Source organism: Pseudomonas sp. ANT_J12 (genome assembly GCF_008370045.1).
Taxonomy (GTDB): Bacteria; Pseudomonadota; Gammaproteobacteria; order Pseudomonadales; family Pseudomonadaceae; genus Aquipseudomonas.
This window is the reverse complement of the sequence record NZ_VOBN01000026.1, coordinates 37688-53872: the sequence shown is the minus strand read 5'-3', so window position 1 is coordinate 53872 and position 16185 is coordinate 37688. Positions and strand designations below refer to the sequence as shown.

Sequence of the window (16185 nt, the reverse complement as noted above, 5' to 3'; positions counted from 1 at the left end):
GCGGATTTAACGCGTTCGCTTAAATTTCCCGCTCCGGCTCACGTCACATCGTTGAACTGTCGACGATTACTGTGAGCCCGACCCATGTCCAATCTGAATGACCTGACTGCCCTGGCCTTGCCGTCAGGGCGCAGTCTTGTAGCCGATGAAACCGAAAGCCGCCTGAGCCTCACCCTGGAAGGGCAGCCGCTGATCCGCTTGCGCCTGAGTCGTGAACCCGCGTTGCACATCGAAGTCGACGAACGCTTCGGCTTGCCCGCGGGTCAAGCCTTGTGGGCCGCCTGTTATTGGCTGTTTGCCCGGGATCCGGCGTGCCAGCGCCTGACCTGGCGCCTGGACGAGGCGCCCACCGAAGCGCTGTTCAGCGGTTTGCTGATCCCGACCGAAACGGCGGGCGAGTACCGCTGCGAACGCACCCTGTTCTGGCAGTTGCCGCAGCCGTGGCTCGGCGAATCGCTGACGGGCAGCTATCCGCAGCAGATGGTCAGCAGCGGCGGCAAGCGTTATCCCTTGCGCCCGGCCAAACCGCGCGGCGAAGTCTATCGACGTTTCGATGCGCGCCTGGGTGCGTGGGTGTCGTTGCGCACGGTCGAAATCGAACAGGATTTGCCGCGTTTCAATCGCTGGCAGAACAGCCCGCGAGTGGCCAGTTTCTGGCAGGAGGAGGGCAGTCTCGACAAACATCGCGAATACCTGAGCAAGCTCGACGCCGATCCGCACACGCTGACGCTGATCGGTTGTTTCGATGATCAGCCATTTGCGTACTTTGAAGCCTACTGGGCCAAGGAAGATCGCATCGCGCCGTTCTACGACGCCGGCGATTACGACCGCGGTATTCACATGCTGGTGGGTGAAGAAGCGCACCGCGGCCCGTACAAGGTGGCGAGCTGGTTATCGGCGCTGGTGCATTACCTGTTCCTCGACGATCCGCGCACGCAGAAAGTCGCCGCCGAACCCCGCGCCGACAACGCAAAGATGATCGGGCACCTGCACAACCAGTGTTTCCACTGCGAGAAAGAATTCGACTTCCCGCACAAGCGCGCGGCGTTGATGGTGTTGGGGCGTGAGCGGTTTTTTGATCGGTGCAAATTGGCTTGATGGGGTATGACTCAAGGTTTGCATCGATCTTGAGTCAGCCTTCGCGGGCAAGCCTCGCTCCTACAGGTTTAACGCCAACCGTGCCATTGCGGGTTGGCGCAAAACCTGTAGGAGCGAGGCTTGCCCGCGAACGGGGCGACGAAAATCTCGGATCTCAACGACGGGCAAACGTATCCGCACGACTGCCCGACACTTTGCGGCAATGCACCAGCGCGTCGCGAATCATGAAGTTCACCAGGGTCGGCGAGACGCCGAGTTCCTTGGCGATGTCCTTTTGCGGCACGCCGTGCAAGCGGTACATCTCGAACGCGTAGCGCGTGCGGCTCGGCAGCTCGGTCAGCGCGTCGGCGATGTGCTCCAGGGTGGAGAAGTTGATGTGCGAGGTTTCCGGCGAAGCGCCCTGGATCACCACGTTCAAACCCTCTTCTTCAGGGCCGGAGTACTTCAGCTCCAGCGCCTGTTTGCGGTAGTGGTCGATCGCCAGGTTGCGCACGATCTGGAACAGGTAGCTGAGCTGGGCCTTGATCGAAGACGTGATCTGCGGCGCCGATTGCAGCCGGAAAAACGCATCTTGCACCACGTCCTCAGCTCGCGAGCGGCAGCCGGTAATGCGGGCGGCAATTTTGACCAGAATCAGTCGGTTGTCGACAAAGGCCTGAAGTAGCGGTGAATCGCACCTGCTTGTGGATACTTGTTCCGTCATGGAAATCACCTTGCTGCAAATAGGGTTGTGGGACGACAAGCGTTGGGGAGCCGTCCTACACATCGAGCGACAAATTATGTTGAATGATAATGATTGTCAATTGAGAAAGAGAATTAATGCGCCACAAAAGTGCAGAGTGGGAACTGCGACACGCTGTCGCGTCCGTCCCTGTTGGGGTTGAGGTCTGCGGACTAATTATTTCAAGACATCAATCGTTCTCATTGGTGAATGGTTCCGGACACGCTCCGGCCATAACCGCATTCCCAAGCCTTGCGCGGTCGGCGAAGACCGCGCCCTGCACGCCATTTTTTATGAGCGTGACGTAGGAAAACCGATTCCAACTTGTAAGCCGAATTCAGGCAGGAAACCTCATGACCGACGCGTTCGAACTCCCCAGCACACTGGTCCAAGCCCTCCAGCGCCGCGCGGCCCTGACGCCGGACCGAGTCGCTTTGCGTTTTCTCGCCGAGACCGCGGATCAAACGGTGGTGCTCAGTTATCGCGATCTGGATCAGCGCGCGCGGACCATTGCCGGCGCGTTGCAGGCCCAGGCTGAATTTGGCGACCGCGCGGTGCTGCTGTTTCCCAGCGGCCCGGACTACGTCGCGGCGTTTTTTGGTTGCCTGTATGCGGGCGTGATCGCCGTGCCGGCTTACCCGCCGGAATCGACCAAGCGTCATCACCAGGAGCGATTGCTGTCGATCATCAGCGACGCCGAGCCGCGCCTGCTGCTGACCAGCGCCGGCCTGCAAGAAGCCTTGCTGCAAATTGAAGGCGCGCCGCCGCTGCTCTGTGTCGATACCCTCGACCCATCGATGGCCGAAGGCTGGGTGTTGCCGAACCTTGAGCACGATCATATCGCCTTCCTGCAATACACCTCCGGCTCCACCGCATTGCCCAAAGGCGTGCAAGTCAGCCACGGCAACCTGGTGGCCAATGAACTGCTGATCCGTCACGGCTTCGGCATCGACCTGAACCCGGACGACGTGATCGTCAGCTGGCTGCCGCTGTACCACGACATGGGCTTGATCGGCGGCCTGTTGCAGCCGATTTTCAGCGGTGTGCCGTGCGTGTTGATGTCGCCGGCCTACTTCCTCGGCCGACCATTGCGCTGGCTCGAAGCGATCAGCGAATACGGCGGCACCATCAGCGGTGGGCCGGATTTTGCCTATCGCCTGTGCAGCGAACGGGTCAGCGCATCGGCCCTGGAACGCCTCGACCTGAGCGGCTGGCGCGTGGCCTATTCCGGCTCCGAGCCGATCCGCCTCGACACCCTGGAACGCTTCGCCGACAAGTTCGCCCCGTGCGGTTTTACCCCGGGCAGTTTCATGGCGTCTTACGGTCTGGCGGAAGCCACGCTGTTCGTCGCCGGCACCCCTCGTGGCCAGGGGATTGGCAACTTGCGGGTCGACGATCAGGCCTTGGCGCAAAACCGTGCCGAAGCGGGCGAGGGCGCGGCGATCATGAGTTGCGGCATCAGCCAGCCGGATCACGCGGTGCTGATTGTCGAGCCCAATGCACTCACCGAACTGGCCGACAACCTCGTCGGCGAAGTCTGGGCCAGCGGGCCGAGCATCGCCCATGGCTACTGGCGCAACCCCGAGGCCAGCGCCAAGACCTTCGTCCAGCACGACGGCCGCACCTGGCTGCGCACCGGTGACCTGGGCTTCAAGCGTGACGGTGAATTTTTCATCACCGGGCGCCTGAAAGACATGCTGATCGTGCGCGGCCACAACCTCTATCCGCAGGACATCGAGCAAACCGTCGAGCGTGAAGTGGAAGTGGTGCGCAAGGGGCGCGTCGCAGCGTTCGCGGTCACTATCGACGGCCAGGAAGGCATTGGCATCGCCGCGGAAATCAGCCGCAGCGTGCAGAAAATCCTCCGGCCCGACGCCCTGATCAAAGCCATCCGCCAAGCGGTGGCCGAGGCGTATCAGGAAGCGCCGAGCGTTGTCGTATTGCTCAACCCCGGCGCATTGCCCAAGACCTCCAGCGGCAAACTGCAGCGCTCGGCGTGCCGCAATCGCCTGGCGGATGGCAGCCTCGACAGTTATGCGCTGTTTCCCTCGGCAGACGCCGAAAACATCCTGGCTGAGCAATCCGCTTCCGAGCTGCAAACCCTGATCGCCAACATCTGGCGCGAGCAACTCAGCGTCAAACAGGTCAACGCCGACGATCACTTCTTCCTGCTCGGCGGCAACTCCATCGCCGCCACCCAAGTGGTCGCGCGGTTGCGTGAAGAACTCGGTCTGGAGCTGAACCTGCGCCTGCTGTTCGAAGCGCCGACGCTGGGCGCATTTGCCGCCGCTGTGGCGCAACAGCAACACGACGGCGGTCTTGCCCAAGGCACGATCACCGCGCTGTTGCGCATTGAAGCGATGCCGCAATCCCTGGCACAAAACCGTCTGTGGATCACTTGGCAACTCGACCCCCAGAGCAGCGCCTACAACATTCCCGGTGCCCTGCGTCTGCGTGGCGAGCTGGACGAAGACGCGTTGCGCGCCAGTTTCCAGCAGTTGATCGAACGCCACGAATCCCTGCGCACGCGCTTCTTCGAACGTGACGGCGTGGCCCTGCAACAGGTCGATGCGGCCGGTGAATTCAACCTGCAACTGATCGACATCAGTGATTTACCCGTCGATAAGCGTGAAGTCCGCGCGCAACAAATCCGTGAAGACGAAGCCCGCACCCAGTTCGATCTGGAAAAGGGCCCGCTGCTCTGGGTAACCCTGGTACGTCTTGCCGACGAGGACCATCAACTGCTGGTGACGATGCACCACATCATCGCCGACGGCTGGTCGCTGAACGTGCTGATCGACGAGTTCTCGCGGCTGTATGCGGCGGCGTCCCAAGGCCAGAAAGCCACGCTCGCGGCATTGCCGACCCAGTACGCCGATTACGGCGGCTGGCAGCGTCAATGGCTGGCCCAAGGCGAGGGCGAGCGGCAACTGGCCTACTGGAAAAACCAGCTGGGCGATGAGCATCCGGTGCTGAGTCTGGCCACCGACCATCCGCGTTCCGCGCATCACGTCCACAGTGCCGCCCGCCACTCCGTGCGGTTGGGCGTGAGCCTGAGCGAAGCCATTCGCCAGACCGCCCAGGCCCACGAATCCACCTCGTTCATGCTATTGCTCGCGGCATTCCAGAGCCTGTTGCACCGCTACAGCGGCCAACGCGATATCCGCATCGGCGTGCCGAACGCCAACCGTCCACGCCTGGAAACCCAGGGGCTGATCGGCTTCTTTATCAACACCCAAGTGCTGCGCGCCGATGTCGATTCGCGTCTGTCGTTCGTTGAGCTGCTGGCACAAACCCGCCAAGCGGCGTTGGGTGCGCAAGCCCATCAGGATTTGCCGTTCGAGCAACTGCTGGAAGCCTTCCCCCAGGCTCGCGAGTCCGGTTTGTTCCAGGTCATGTTCAACCACCAACAGCGCGACTTGAGCGCCCTGCGCCGCCTGCCGGGGTTGCTGGCCGAAGAACTGCCGTGGCACAGCCGCGAGGCCAAGTTCGACCTGCAACTGCACAGTGAGGAAGACCGAAATGGTCGCCTGAGCCTGTCCTTCGACTACGCCGACGAGTTGTTTGAAAAAGCGACGATCGAGCGCCTGGCCGAACACTTCACCAACCTGTTGCGCGACGTCTGCGAGCGTCCGCAGCAGGTCATTGGCGATCTGCATCTGTTGACCGCTAGCGAGCATGATCAGCAAGCCTCGTGGGGCACGGCGACCTGCACACCGGCCAGTCAATGGCTGCCCGAACGGCTGAACGAGCAACTGCGCCTGACCCCGGAACGCACCGCGCTGATCTGGGACGGCGGCCAACTGGACTTCGCCGAACTGCACGCCCAGGCCAACCGCCTCGCCCATTACCTGCGCGACAAAGGCGTGGGCCCGGATGTGTGCGTGGCCATCGCCGCCGAACGTTCGCCGCAACTGTTGATCGGCCTGCTGGCGATCATCAAGGCCGGCGGCGCCTACGTGCCGCTGGACCCGGATTACCCGGCCGAACGCCTGGCCTACATGCTCAGCGACAGTGGCGTCGAATTGCTCCTGACCCAGACCGAACTGCTCGACCGCTTGCCGGCCAGCGACGGCGTCAGCGTGATCGCCATGGACGCACTGCACCTGGAAAACTGGCCGAGCCAGGCACCGGGCCTGCACCTGCACGGCGACAACCTGGCCTACGTGATTTACACCTCGGGCTCCACCGGTCAGCCAAAAGGCGTCGGCAACACCCACGCCGCCCTCGCTGAACGTTTGCAATGGATGCAGAACACTTATCGCCTCGACGCAACCGACGTGCTGATGCAAAAAGCGCCGATCAGTTTCGACGTGTCGGTGTGGGAATGCTTCTGGCCGCTGATCACCGGTGCGCGTTTGCTGATTGCCGGCCCCGGCGAGCACCGCGATCCCCATCGCATTGCGCAGCTTGTCCAGCAGTACGGCGTGACCACGCTGCACTTCGTGCCACCGCTGTTGGCACTGTTCATCGAAGAACCGTTGACCGCCGAATGCACCCGCCTGCGTCGGGTGTTCTCCGGCGGCGAAGCCTTGCCCGCCGAACTGCGTAACCGCGTGCTGGAGCAACTGCCGGCGGTGCAACTGCACAACCGCTACGGCCCGACCGAAACCGCGATCAACGTCACCCATTGGCATTGCACCACGGCCGATGGCGAGCGTTCGCCGATTGGCCGGCCGTTGGGCAACGTGATTTGCCGCGTGCTCGACAGCGACCTCAACCCCGTGCCGGCCGGTGTGCCGGGTGAACTGTGCATCAGCGGTATCGGCCTGGCCCGTGGCTACCTCGGTCGTCCGTCCCTGACTGCCGAACGGTTTGTCGTCGATCCATTGGGCGAGAACGGTGCGCGGCTGTACCGCACCGGCGACCGTGCGCGCTGGACCGCTGATGGCGTGATCGAATACCTCGGCCGTCTCGATCAGCAGGTCAAACTGCGCGGCTTCCGGGTGGAGCCGGAAGAAATCGAAGCGCGCCTGCTGGCCCAGGACGGCGTTGCCCAAGCCGTGGTGCTGGTGCGCGAAACATCAGCGGGTGGGCAGTTGATCGGCTACTACACCTCAACCGATTCCGCCGAAGACATTGATGATCAAACCCAACGCCTGAAAACCGCGCTGGCCGCCGAGCTGCCGGACTACATGGTCCCGGCGCAGTTGATGCGCCTGGATGCAATGCCCTTGAGCCCGAGCGGCAAACTCGACCGCCGCGCCTTGCCGGAACCGCAATGGCAAGTGCGCGAACACGTCGAACCCGTGACCGCGCTGGAGCAACAAATCGCCGGCATCTGGCGCGAAGTGCTGGGCCAGAAGCAAATCGGTCTGCGCGATGACTTCTTCGCCCTCGGCGGTCATTCGCTGCTGGCGACACAAATCATCTCCCGTACCCGCCAGGCCTGCGACGTCGAATTGCCGCTGCGCGCGCTGTTCGAAAACAGTGAGCTGGGCGCCTTCGCCGAGCAGGTCCAATTGGTCCAGGCCAGCGGCAAAACCAACCAGCAGCCGCCGATCGAGAAAGTCGACCGCAGCCAAGCGGTGCCGCTGTCTTATTCGCAACAACGGATGTGGTTCCTCTGGCAAATGGAGCCGGACAGCCCGGCCTACAACGTCGGTGGCATGGCGCGGCTGCGCGGGGTGCTGGATGTCGGGCGGTTCGAAGCGGCGCTGCAAGCGCTGATCATGCGCCACGAAACCCTGCGCACCACGTTCCCGAGCGTCGATGGCGTGGCCCGGCAACAGGTGCATGCTGACACCGGCCTGCGCATGGACTGGAAGGATTTCTCGGCCCAGGACGCCGACCTGCGCGAGCAACGGGTCCAGACCCTGGCCGATGACGAAGCGCACAAACCGTTCGATCTGGAAACCGGTCCGCTGCTGCGCGCCTGCCTGGTCAAGACCGCCGAGCAGGAACACTACCTGGTGCTGACCCTGCACCACATCGTCACCGAAGGCTGGGCGATGGACATCTTCGCCCGGGAACTCAGTGCACTTTATGAGGCCTTCGTCGATGACCGCGAATCGCCGCTGCAACCGCTGCCGGTGCAGTACCTGGATTACAGCGTCTGGCAGCGCCAGTGGCTGGAATCCGGTGAGCGTCAACGCCAGCTCGACTACTGGACCGCGCAACTGGGCCGCGAACATCCGCTGCTGGAATTGCCCGCCGACCGTCCGCGTCCACCGGTACAAAGCCATCAGGGCGAACTGTTCCGTTTCGACCTCAGCGACGAACTCGCCGCCCGGGTTCGTGCCTTCAACGCGCAAAACGGCCTGACCCTGTTCATGACCATGACCGCCGCCCTGGCCGTGCTGCTTTACCGCTACAGCGGCCAGACCGATTTGCGCATCGGCGCACCGGTGGCCAACCGTATTCGCCCGGAAAGCGAAGGGCTGATCGGCGCATTTCTCAACACCCAAGTGCTGCGTTGCCAACTCGACGGGCAGATGTCCGTTGGCGAGTTGTTCGAGCAGGTTCGTCACACCGTGATTGAAGGCCAGTCCCATCAGGACCTGCCGTTCGATCATCTGGTGGAAGCCCTGCAACCACCGCGTAGCGCCGCGTACAACCCGTTATTCCAGGTGATGTGCAACGTGCAGCGCTGGGAATTCCAGCAGAGCCGCACCCTGGCCGGCATGACCGTCGAATACCTGGCCAACGATGCCCGCGCCACCAAGTTCGACCTCAACCTGGAAGTCACCGACCTCGACCATCGCCTGGGTTGCTGCCTGACGTACAGCACCGACCTGTTCGACGAACCGCGTATCGCACGGATGGCCGGGCACTGGCGCAATCTGCTGGAAGCGCTGCTCGCCGATCCGCATCAGCGCCTCAGCGAACTGCCGTTGCTCGAAACCACCGAACAGCAAAACCTGCTCGACAGCCTCGGCATCGAACCGGGCGAACATCGCCTTGACCAATGCATCCATCACCTGTTCAGCGAACAAACCCTGGTGCGTAAAGATGCGCCGGCCCTGACCTTCGCCGGGCAAACCCTGAGCTACGCCGAACTCGACAGCCGCGCCAATCGCCTGGCCTGGGTGCTGCGTGAGCGGGGTGTCGGCCCGCAGGTTCGGGTGGGCCTGGCGCTGGAGCGCTCGCTGGAAATGGTCGTCGGCCTGCTGGCGATTCTCAAGGCCGGCGGCGCCTACGTGCCGCTGGACCCGGAATACCCGCTCGATCGCCTGCATTACATAATCGAAGACAGCGGCATTGGTCTGCTGCTCAGCGACACCGCCATGTTCAACGCCCTCGGTGAATTGCCGGCGACCGTGGCCCGCTGGTGCCTGGAAGACGATGCCGCCGAACTGGCCAATTACCCGGCCACCGAGCTGCCGTTTATCAGCCTGCCGCAGCATCAGGCGTACCTGATCTACACCTCGGGCTCCACCGGCAAACCGAAAGGCGTGGTGGTGTCCCACGGCGAAATCGCCATGCACTGCCAAGCGGTGATCGAGCGTTTCGGTATGCGTCCCGACGACTGCGAACTGCACTTCTATTCGATCAACTTCGACGCCGCCACCGAACGTCTGCTGGTGCCGCTGTTGAGCGGTGCGCAAGTGGTGTTGCGTGCCCAAGGGCAGTGGGACGCGGAAGAAATCTGCGGTCTGATTCGCCAGCATCAGATCAACATCCTCGGCTTCACCCCCAGCTACGGCAGCCAGTTGGCGCAATGGCTGGCGACCCAGGGCGAAACCCTGCCGGTGCGCATGATCATCACCGGCGGCGAAGCCCTGACCGGCGAACACCTGTCGCGGATTCGCGCGGCGTTCAAACCGGGCCTGTTCTTCAACGCCTACGGCCCGACGGAAACGGTTGTGATGCCGCTGGCCAGTCTGGCCCCGCAAGTGTTGGAAGAAGGCCTGGGCAGTGTGCCGATTGGCAGCGTGATCGGCGCCCGTGTGGCGTACATCCTCGACGCCGACCTGGCCTTGGTGCCCCAAGGCGCGACCGGCGAGTTGTACGTCGGTGGTGCAGGCCTGGCCCAGGGTTATCACGAACGGGCGGGGATGACGGCGGAGCGTTTTGTTGCGGATCCGTTTGCCGACCATGGCGGGCGCATCTATCGCACCGGCGACCTGGTGCGCCAGCGTGCCGACGGTTTGGTCGAGTACCTCGGCCGTATCGACCATCAGGTGAAAATCCGTGGTTTCCGCATCGAGCTGGGCGAGATTGAAACCCGCCTCTTGGAGCACGAATCCATCCGTGAAGCCGTGGTCCTGGCGCTGGATGCGCCGAGCGGCAAACAACTGGTCGGCTATCTGGTGACTGAAGTCGCCGAACAGGACGAAGCGCAACAAGCCGCCCTGCGCGAAGCCCTGAAAGCCCACCTCAAATCGCAACTGCCGGACTACATGGTGCCGACGCACCTGATCCTGCTGGCCAGCATGCCGCTGACCGCCAACGGCAAACTTGACCGCCGCGCACTGCCAGCGCCGGACCCGGAGCTGAACCGCCAGCACTACGTGGCACCGAGCGACGAACTGGAACTGACCTTGGCCGGGATCTGGTGCGACGTGCTGAACGTGGCGCAGGTCGGGCTCAACGACAACTTCTTTGAACTGGGCGGCGACTCGATCCTGTCTATTCAAGTGGTCAGCCGCGCGCGGCAGCAGGGCATTCACTTCAGCCCGCGCGACCTGTTCCAGCACCAGACCGTGCAGACCCTCGCCGCCGTGGCGACCCGCACCGAGCAGGTCCGCGCCGAGCAAGGTTTGCTGGTTGGCGAGTCGGGTTTGACCCCGATCCAGCACTGGTTCTTCGACACCGACATCCCTGAGCGTCAGCACTGGAACCAGGCGTTGCTGCTGGAACCGACCCTGGCCCTGGAACCCCATCGCCTGGAGCAAGCGCTGCTGGCGGTGATCGAGCAACACGACGCCTTGCGCCTGCGCTTCACCGAGGCCGATGGCCAGTGGCACGCCGAGCACCAGGCGATCAACGACACCCCGGTGCTGTGGCAGGTGCGCGTCACGTCCATGGACAAATGCCCGGCGTTGTTCGCCGATGCCCAGCGCAGCCTCGACCTCGAACAGGGGCCGTTGGTCCGTGCCTTGCTGGTCGATGGTCCGGAAGGCCGGCAACGCTTGTTCATCGCCATTCACCACTTGGTGGTCGACGGTGTTTCGTGGCGGGTTTTGCTGGACGATCTGCAAACGGTCTACCGTCAACTCGACGCCGAGCAGTCGGTCAAGTTGCCGGCCAAGACCAGCGCTTTCAAGGACTGGGCAGCACGCTTGCAAGCCTATGCCGGCAGCGAGTCCCTGCGTGAAGAGCTCAGCTGGTGGCAGTCGCAACTGGCCGGGCCAAGTGCCGACCTGCCGTGTGATCGCCCTCAGGGCGGGCAGCAGAATCGGCATGCGCAAACCGTCAGCGTACGCCTGGATGCGGAGCGCACCCGGCAATTGCTGCAACAGGCCCCGAGCGCCTATCGCACCCAGGTCAACGACCTGCTGCTGACCGCATTGGCTCGGGTGATGTGCCGCTGGAGCGGTCACGCATCGGCGTTGATTCAACTCGAAGGTCACGGTCGCGAAACCCTGTTCGACGAGATCGACCTGACCCGCACCGTGGGTTGGTTCACCAGCGCTTATCCGCTGCGTCTGGTGCCAGCGGCGGAGCAGGGCGCCTCGATCAAAGCGATCAAGGAGCAACTGCGCGCCGTGCCCCACAAAGGCCTGGGTTATGGCGTGCTGCGCTACCTCGCCGACGACCTGTGCCGCCAGACCATGGCCGCGCTGCCGGCGGCGCCGATCACCTTCAACTACCTCGGCCAGTTCGACCAGAGCTTCGGCGCGGACGCGTTGTTCCGGCCCCTCGATGAACCGGTCGGTGCGGCCCACGATCCCCATGCGCCGCTGCCGAATGAGCTGAGCGTCGACAGTCAGGTCTACGGCGGCGAACTGGTGCTGCGCTGGACCTTCAGCGCCGAACGCCATGATCTGCAAACCATCAGCGATCTGGCGGATGCGTATGTGGGCGAACTGCAAAGCCTGATCGAACATTGCCTGCTGGATGAGGCCGGTGGCCTGACCCCGTCCGACTTCCCGCTGGCCCGACTGACCCAACCGCAACTGGATGCGCTGCCGATCCCGGCGGCCGTGATCGAAGACGTCTACCCGCTGACCCCGATGCAGGAAGGCATGTTGCTGCACACCTTGCTGGAACCGGGCACCGGCCTCTACTACATGCAGGACCGCTACCGCATCAACAGCGAACTCGACCCCGAGCGTTTCGCCCAGGCCTGGCAAGCGGTGATCGCCCGTCATGAAGCCCTGCGTGCGTCGTTCTGCTGGAACGTTGGCGAAGACATGTTGCAGGTTATCCACAAGCCAGGCAGCACGCCGATCGAGTACCTCGACTGGACTGCTATCGCCGAAACCGAGCAAGAACCGAAGCTGCAAACACTGCTGAAAACCGAGCGTGAAGCCGGGTTCGATCTGCTCAACCAGGCACCGTTCCATCTGCGCCTGATCAAGGTCGGCGCGGCGCGCTACTGGTTCATGATGAGCAACCACCACATCCTGATCGATGCCTGGTGCCGCTCGCTGCTGATGAACGATTTCTTTGAAATCTACATGGCTCTGGGCGAAGGCCGGGACGCGCAACTGGCCGTGCCGCCGCGCTATCGCGACTACATCGGCTGGCTGCAACGCCAGAGCCTGGCCGAGGCGCGGCAGTGGTGGAAAACCAACCTGCAAGGCTTCGAGCGCACCACGCCGATCCCGAGCGACCGTCCGTTCCTGCGTGAACATGCGGGCGACAGCGGCGGCATGATCGTTGGCGACCGCTACACCCGGCTCGATGCCCGCGACGGCGCGCAACTGCGTGAACTGGCCCAGGCCCATCAACTGACCATCAACACCTTCGCCCAAGCGGCGTGGGCCCTGGTGCTGCGGCGCTTGAGCGGTGATCGCGACGTGCTGTTCGGCGTCACGGTGGCCGGGCGTCCGGTGGACATGCCGCAGATGCAACGCACCGTCGGGCTGTTCATCAACAGCATCGCGCTGCGGGTGAAAATGCCGGAAGACGATCAGCGTGTCAGCGTGCGCCAGTGGCTCAGCGGCTTGCTCGACAGCAACATGCAACTGCGCGAGTACGAATACCTGCCGCTGGTGACGATCCAGGAAAACAGCGAATTGCCCAAAGGCCAGCCGCTGTTCGACAGCCTGTTCGTGTTCGAAAACGCCCCGGTGGAAGTCTCGGTGCTGGACCGTGCGCAAAACCTCAATGCCACCTCGGATTCGGGCCGCACCCACACCAACTTCCCGCTGACGGCGGTGTGCTATCCGGGGGATGACCTCGGCTTGCACCTGTCCTACGACCAACGCTATTTCGACGAAACCACGGTCGAGCGCATGCTCGGTGAGTTCAAGCGTTTGCTGTTGGCCCTGGTGCAAGGTTTCCATGGCGACATGGCCGACTTGCCGCTGCTGGGCGCCGAGGAACAGGACTTCCTGGTCCATGGCTGCAACCAGAGCGAACACGACTACCCGTTGGAGAAAAGCTACGTCGAGCTGTTCGAAGCCCAGGTCGCGCAGCACCCGCAGCGCATCGCTGCCAGTTGCCTCGACCGCTTGCACAGTTATGTCGAGTTGAACCAGCGCAGCAACCGTCTCGGTCATGCGTTGATCACGGCGGGTGTCGGGCTGGATCAACCGGTGGCGTTGCTGGCGGAACGTAATCTCGATTTGCTCGGCATGATCATCGGCAGCTTCAAGGCGGGTGCCGGTTACCTGCCGCTGGACCCGGGTCTGCCGAGTCAGCGCCTGAGCCGCATCATCGACCTGAGCCGCACGCCGTTGCTGGTTTGCACCCAGGCTTGCCGTGAGCAAGCGGTGGCATTGCTGGAAGAGTTTGGGTGTGCCAATCGGCCGAAGTTGCTGGTCTGGGAAGAGGTGCAAGCGAGCGATGTGTCGGTGCAAAACCCGGGCATCTACAGCGCCCCGGATAACTTGGCCTACGTGATCTACACCTCGGGCTCCACCGGGTTGCCGAAAGGCGTGATGGTCGAACAGCGCGGCATGCTGAATAACCAGTTGAGCAAAGTGCCGTACCTGAACCTCAGTGCGGCGGATGTGATCGCGCAAACCGCTTCGCAAAGCTTCGATATTTCGGTCTGGCAGTTCCTCGCCGCGCCGCTGTTCGGGGCGCGGGTGGACATCGTGCCGAACACCATCGCCCACGATCCGCAAGGTTTGCTGGCCCACGTCCAGAGCCAGGGCATCACCGTGCTGGAAAGCGTGCCGTCGCTGATCCAGGGCATGCTCGCCCAGGAGCGCATGAGCCTCGACGGTCTGCGCTGGATGTTGCCGACCGGTGAAGCGATGCCGCCGGAACTGGCGCACCAATGGCTGTTGCGCTACCCGGACATCGGGCTGGTCAACGCCTATGGGCCGGCGGAATGTTCGGACGACGTGGCGTTCTTCCGCGTCGACATGGCCTCGACTCGCGGCAGCTATTTGCCGATTGGCACGCCGACCGACAACAACCGTTTGTACCTGCTCGATGGCGCGCTGGAACTGGTGCCGTTGGGCGCGGTGGGGGAGTTGTGTGTCGCCGGCACGGGTGTCGGTCGCGGTTACGTCAGCGATCCGCTGCGCACCGCCCAGGTGTTTGTGCCGAACCCGTTTGGCGAACCCGGGGACCGTTTGTATCGCACCGGCGACCTGGCCCGTCGACGCAGCGATGGCGTGCTGGAATACGTGGGGCGCATCGACCATCAAGTGAAAATTCGCGGTTACCGCATCGAGTTGGGGGAAATCGAAGCGCGTCTGCATGAACAACCGGAAGTCCGCGACGGGGCGGTGGGTGTGCAGGAAGGCGTCAACGGTAAGCACCTGGTCGGCTATCTGGTGGCGGCGGATTCGGCGCTTAATTCGAGCGAACGCCTGGAACGCATCAAGCAACGCCTGCGCGCGGAGCTGCCGGAATACATGGTGCCGCTGCACTGGTTGTGGCTGGACAAACTGCCGCTCAATGCCAACGGCAAACTGGATCGCAAGGCCTTGCCGGCGTTGGAGATCGGTCAGTTGCAGAGCCAGGATTACCTGGCGCCGCGCAATGAACTGGAGCAGACCCTGGCGGATATCTGGGCTGAGGTGCTGAAAGTCGAGCAGGTCGGCGTGCGCGACAACTTCTTCGAACTGGGCGGCCATTCGCTGCTGGCGACACAGATTGCCTCGCGGGTGCAAAAAGCCCTGCAACGCAACGTGCCGTTGCGGGCGATGTTCGAGTGCAGTTCGGTGGAGGAATTGGCCGAGTACATCGAAGGGTTGGCGGCGAGTGACATCACCGAGGAGAAGGTGGATCGGTTGAATGACCTGATGGCGGAGTTGGAGGGGCTTTGATTCTCTAGCGTCTGTTATGGCCTCTTCGCGGGCAAGCCTTGCTCCTACAGGTATCGAGTGATCACAACCCTTGTGATCGACACATACCTGTAGGAGCGAGGCTTGCCCGCGAAGGCGTCAGCCCAGACACCCCAAGGTTGACTGCCAAGCCACAGCGGCCCAGTCTTCCCCCTCCATTTTGGTGAGGAGACAGCTGATGCCCTTCGCAACAATAGACGGACAACCCCTGCACTACACCGACCAAGGCACCGGCCCCGCCGTGCTGCTGGCGGGCAGCTATCTGTGGGACCAGGCCATGTGGGCGCCGCAGATTGCCGCGTTGTCGCAGCAGTACCGGGTGATCGCCCTGGACCTCTGGGGCCACGGCCAATCCGGAAAACTCCCCGAAGGCACGACCTCGCTGGATGACATCGCGCGCCAGGCCTTGGCATTGCTCGACCATCTGGACATCGATCGCGTCACCCTGGTCGGGTTGTCGGTCGGTGGCATGTGGGGCGTACGTCTGGCGCTGTCGGCACCCGAGCGGCTCAACGGCCTGGTGCTGATGGACACCTACGTCGGCGTCGAGCCCGAGCCGACGCGCCAGTACTATTTTTCGCTTTTCAAACAGATCGAAGACAGCGGCGTGATCGCGCCGCAGTTGCTGGACATCGTGGTGCCGATTTTCTTCCGTCCGGGCATCGATCCGCAGTCGGCGCTGTATCAGGATTTGCGCGCAGCCCTGGCGGCGCTGCCCGCCGAGCGTCTGCGTGAAAGCATTGTGCCGATGGGGCGCATTACATTTGGCCGGGATGGTTTGTTGCCGCGTCTGGGCGAGTTGGATGCCGGGGGCACGTTGGTGATGTGCGGCGATCAGGACAAGCCGCGGCCGCCATCGGAAGCCAGAGAGATGGCTGAGTTGATTGGCTGCCCGTGTGTGCTGGTGCCGGAGGCGGGGCATATCTCCAATCTGGAGAATGCCGGGTTTGTCACCGAGACTTTGTTGAAGTTTTTGGCGCAACGCTGATCAAGATCGTTCCCACGCTCTGC

4 protein-coding genes are annotated in these 16185 nt (G+C 63.0%); 3 read left to right on the top strand and 1 reads right to left on the bottom strand.

The window, feature by feature from the left end:
• The first annotated feature begins 84 nt into the window (after positions 1–84).
• The gene (locus tag FQ192_RS30200; protein ID WP_149661804.1) at positions 85–1098 is read left to right on the top strand and encodes a GNAT family N-acetyltransferase; all 1014 of its coding nucleotides are present in this window, start codon (positions 85–87) and stop codon (positions 1096–1098) included.
• A 154-nt stretch (positions 1099–1252) separates the two neighbouring features.
• Here the strand turns inward: FQ192_RS30200 and FQ192_RS30195 are convergent, their stop codons facing one another.
• On the bottom strand, positions 1253–1801 hold the full coding sequence (locus FQ192_RS30195) for an RNA polymerase factor sigma-70 (protein ID WP_149661803.1): 549 nt from the start codon (positions 1799–1801) through the stop codon (positions 1253–1255).
• A 371-nt stretch (positions 1802–2172) separates the two neighbouring features.
• On the opposite strand from FQ192_RS30195, the gene FQ192_RS30190 reads away from it, so the two are divergent.
• On the top strand, positions 2173–15156 hold the full coding sequence (locus tag FQ192_RS30190) for a non-ribosomal peptide synthetase (protein ID WP_149661802.1): 12984 nt from the start codon (positions 2173–2175) through the stop codon (positions 15154–15156).
• A gap of 196 nt (positions 15157–15352) precedes the next feature.
• The gene (locus FQ192_RS30185) at positions 15353–16162 is read left to right on the top strand and encodes an alpha/beta fold hydrolase (RefSeq protein ID WP_149661801.1); all 810 of its coding nucleotides are present in this window, start codon (positions 15353–15355) and stop codon (positions 16160–16162) included.
• The last annotated feature ends 23 nt before the right edge of the window (positions 16163–16185 follow it).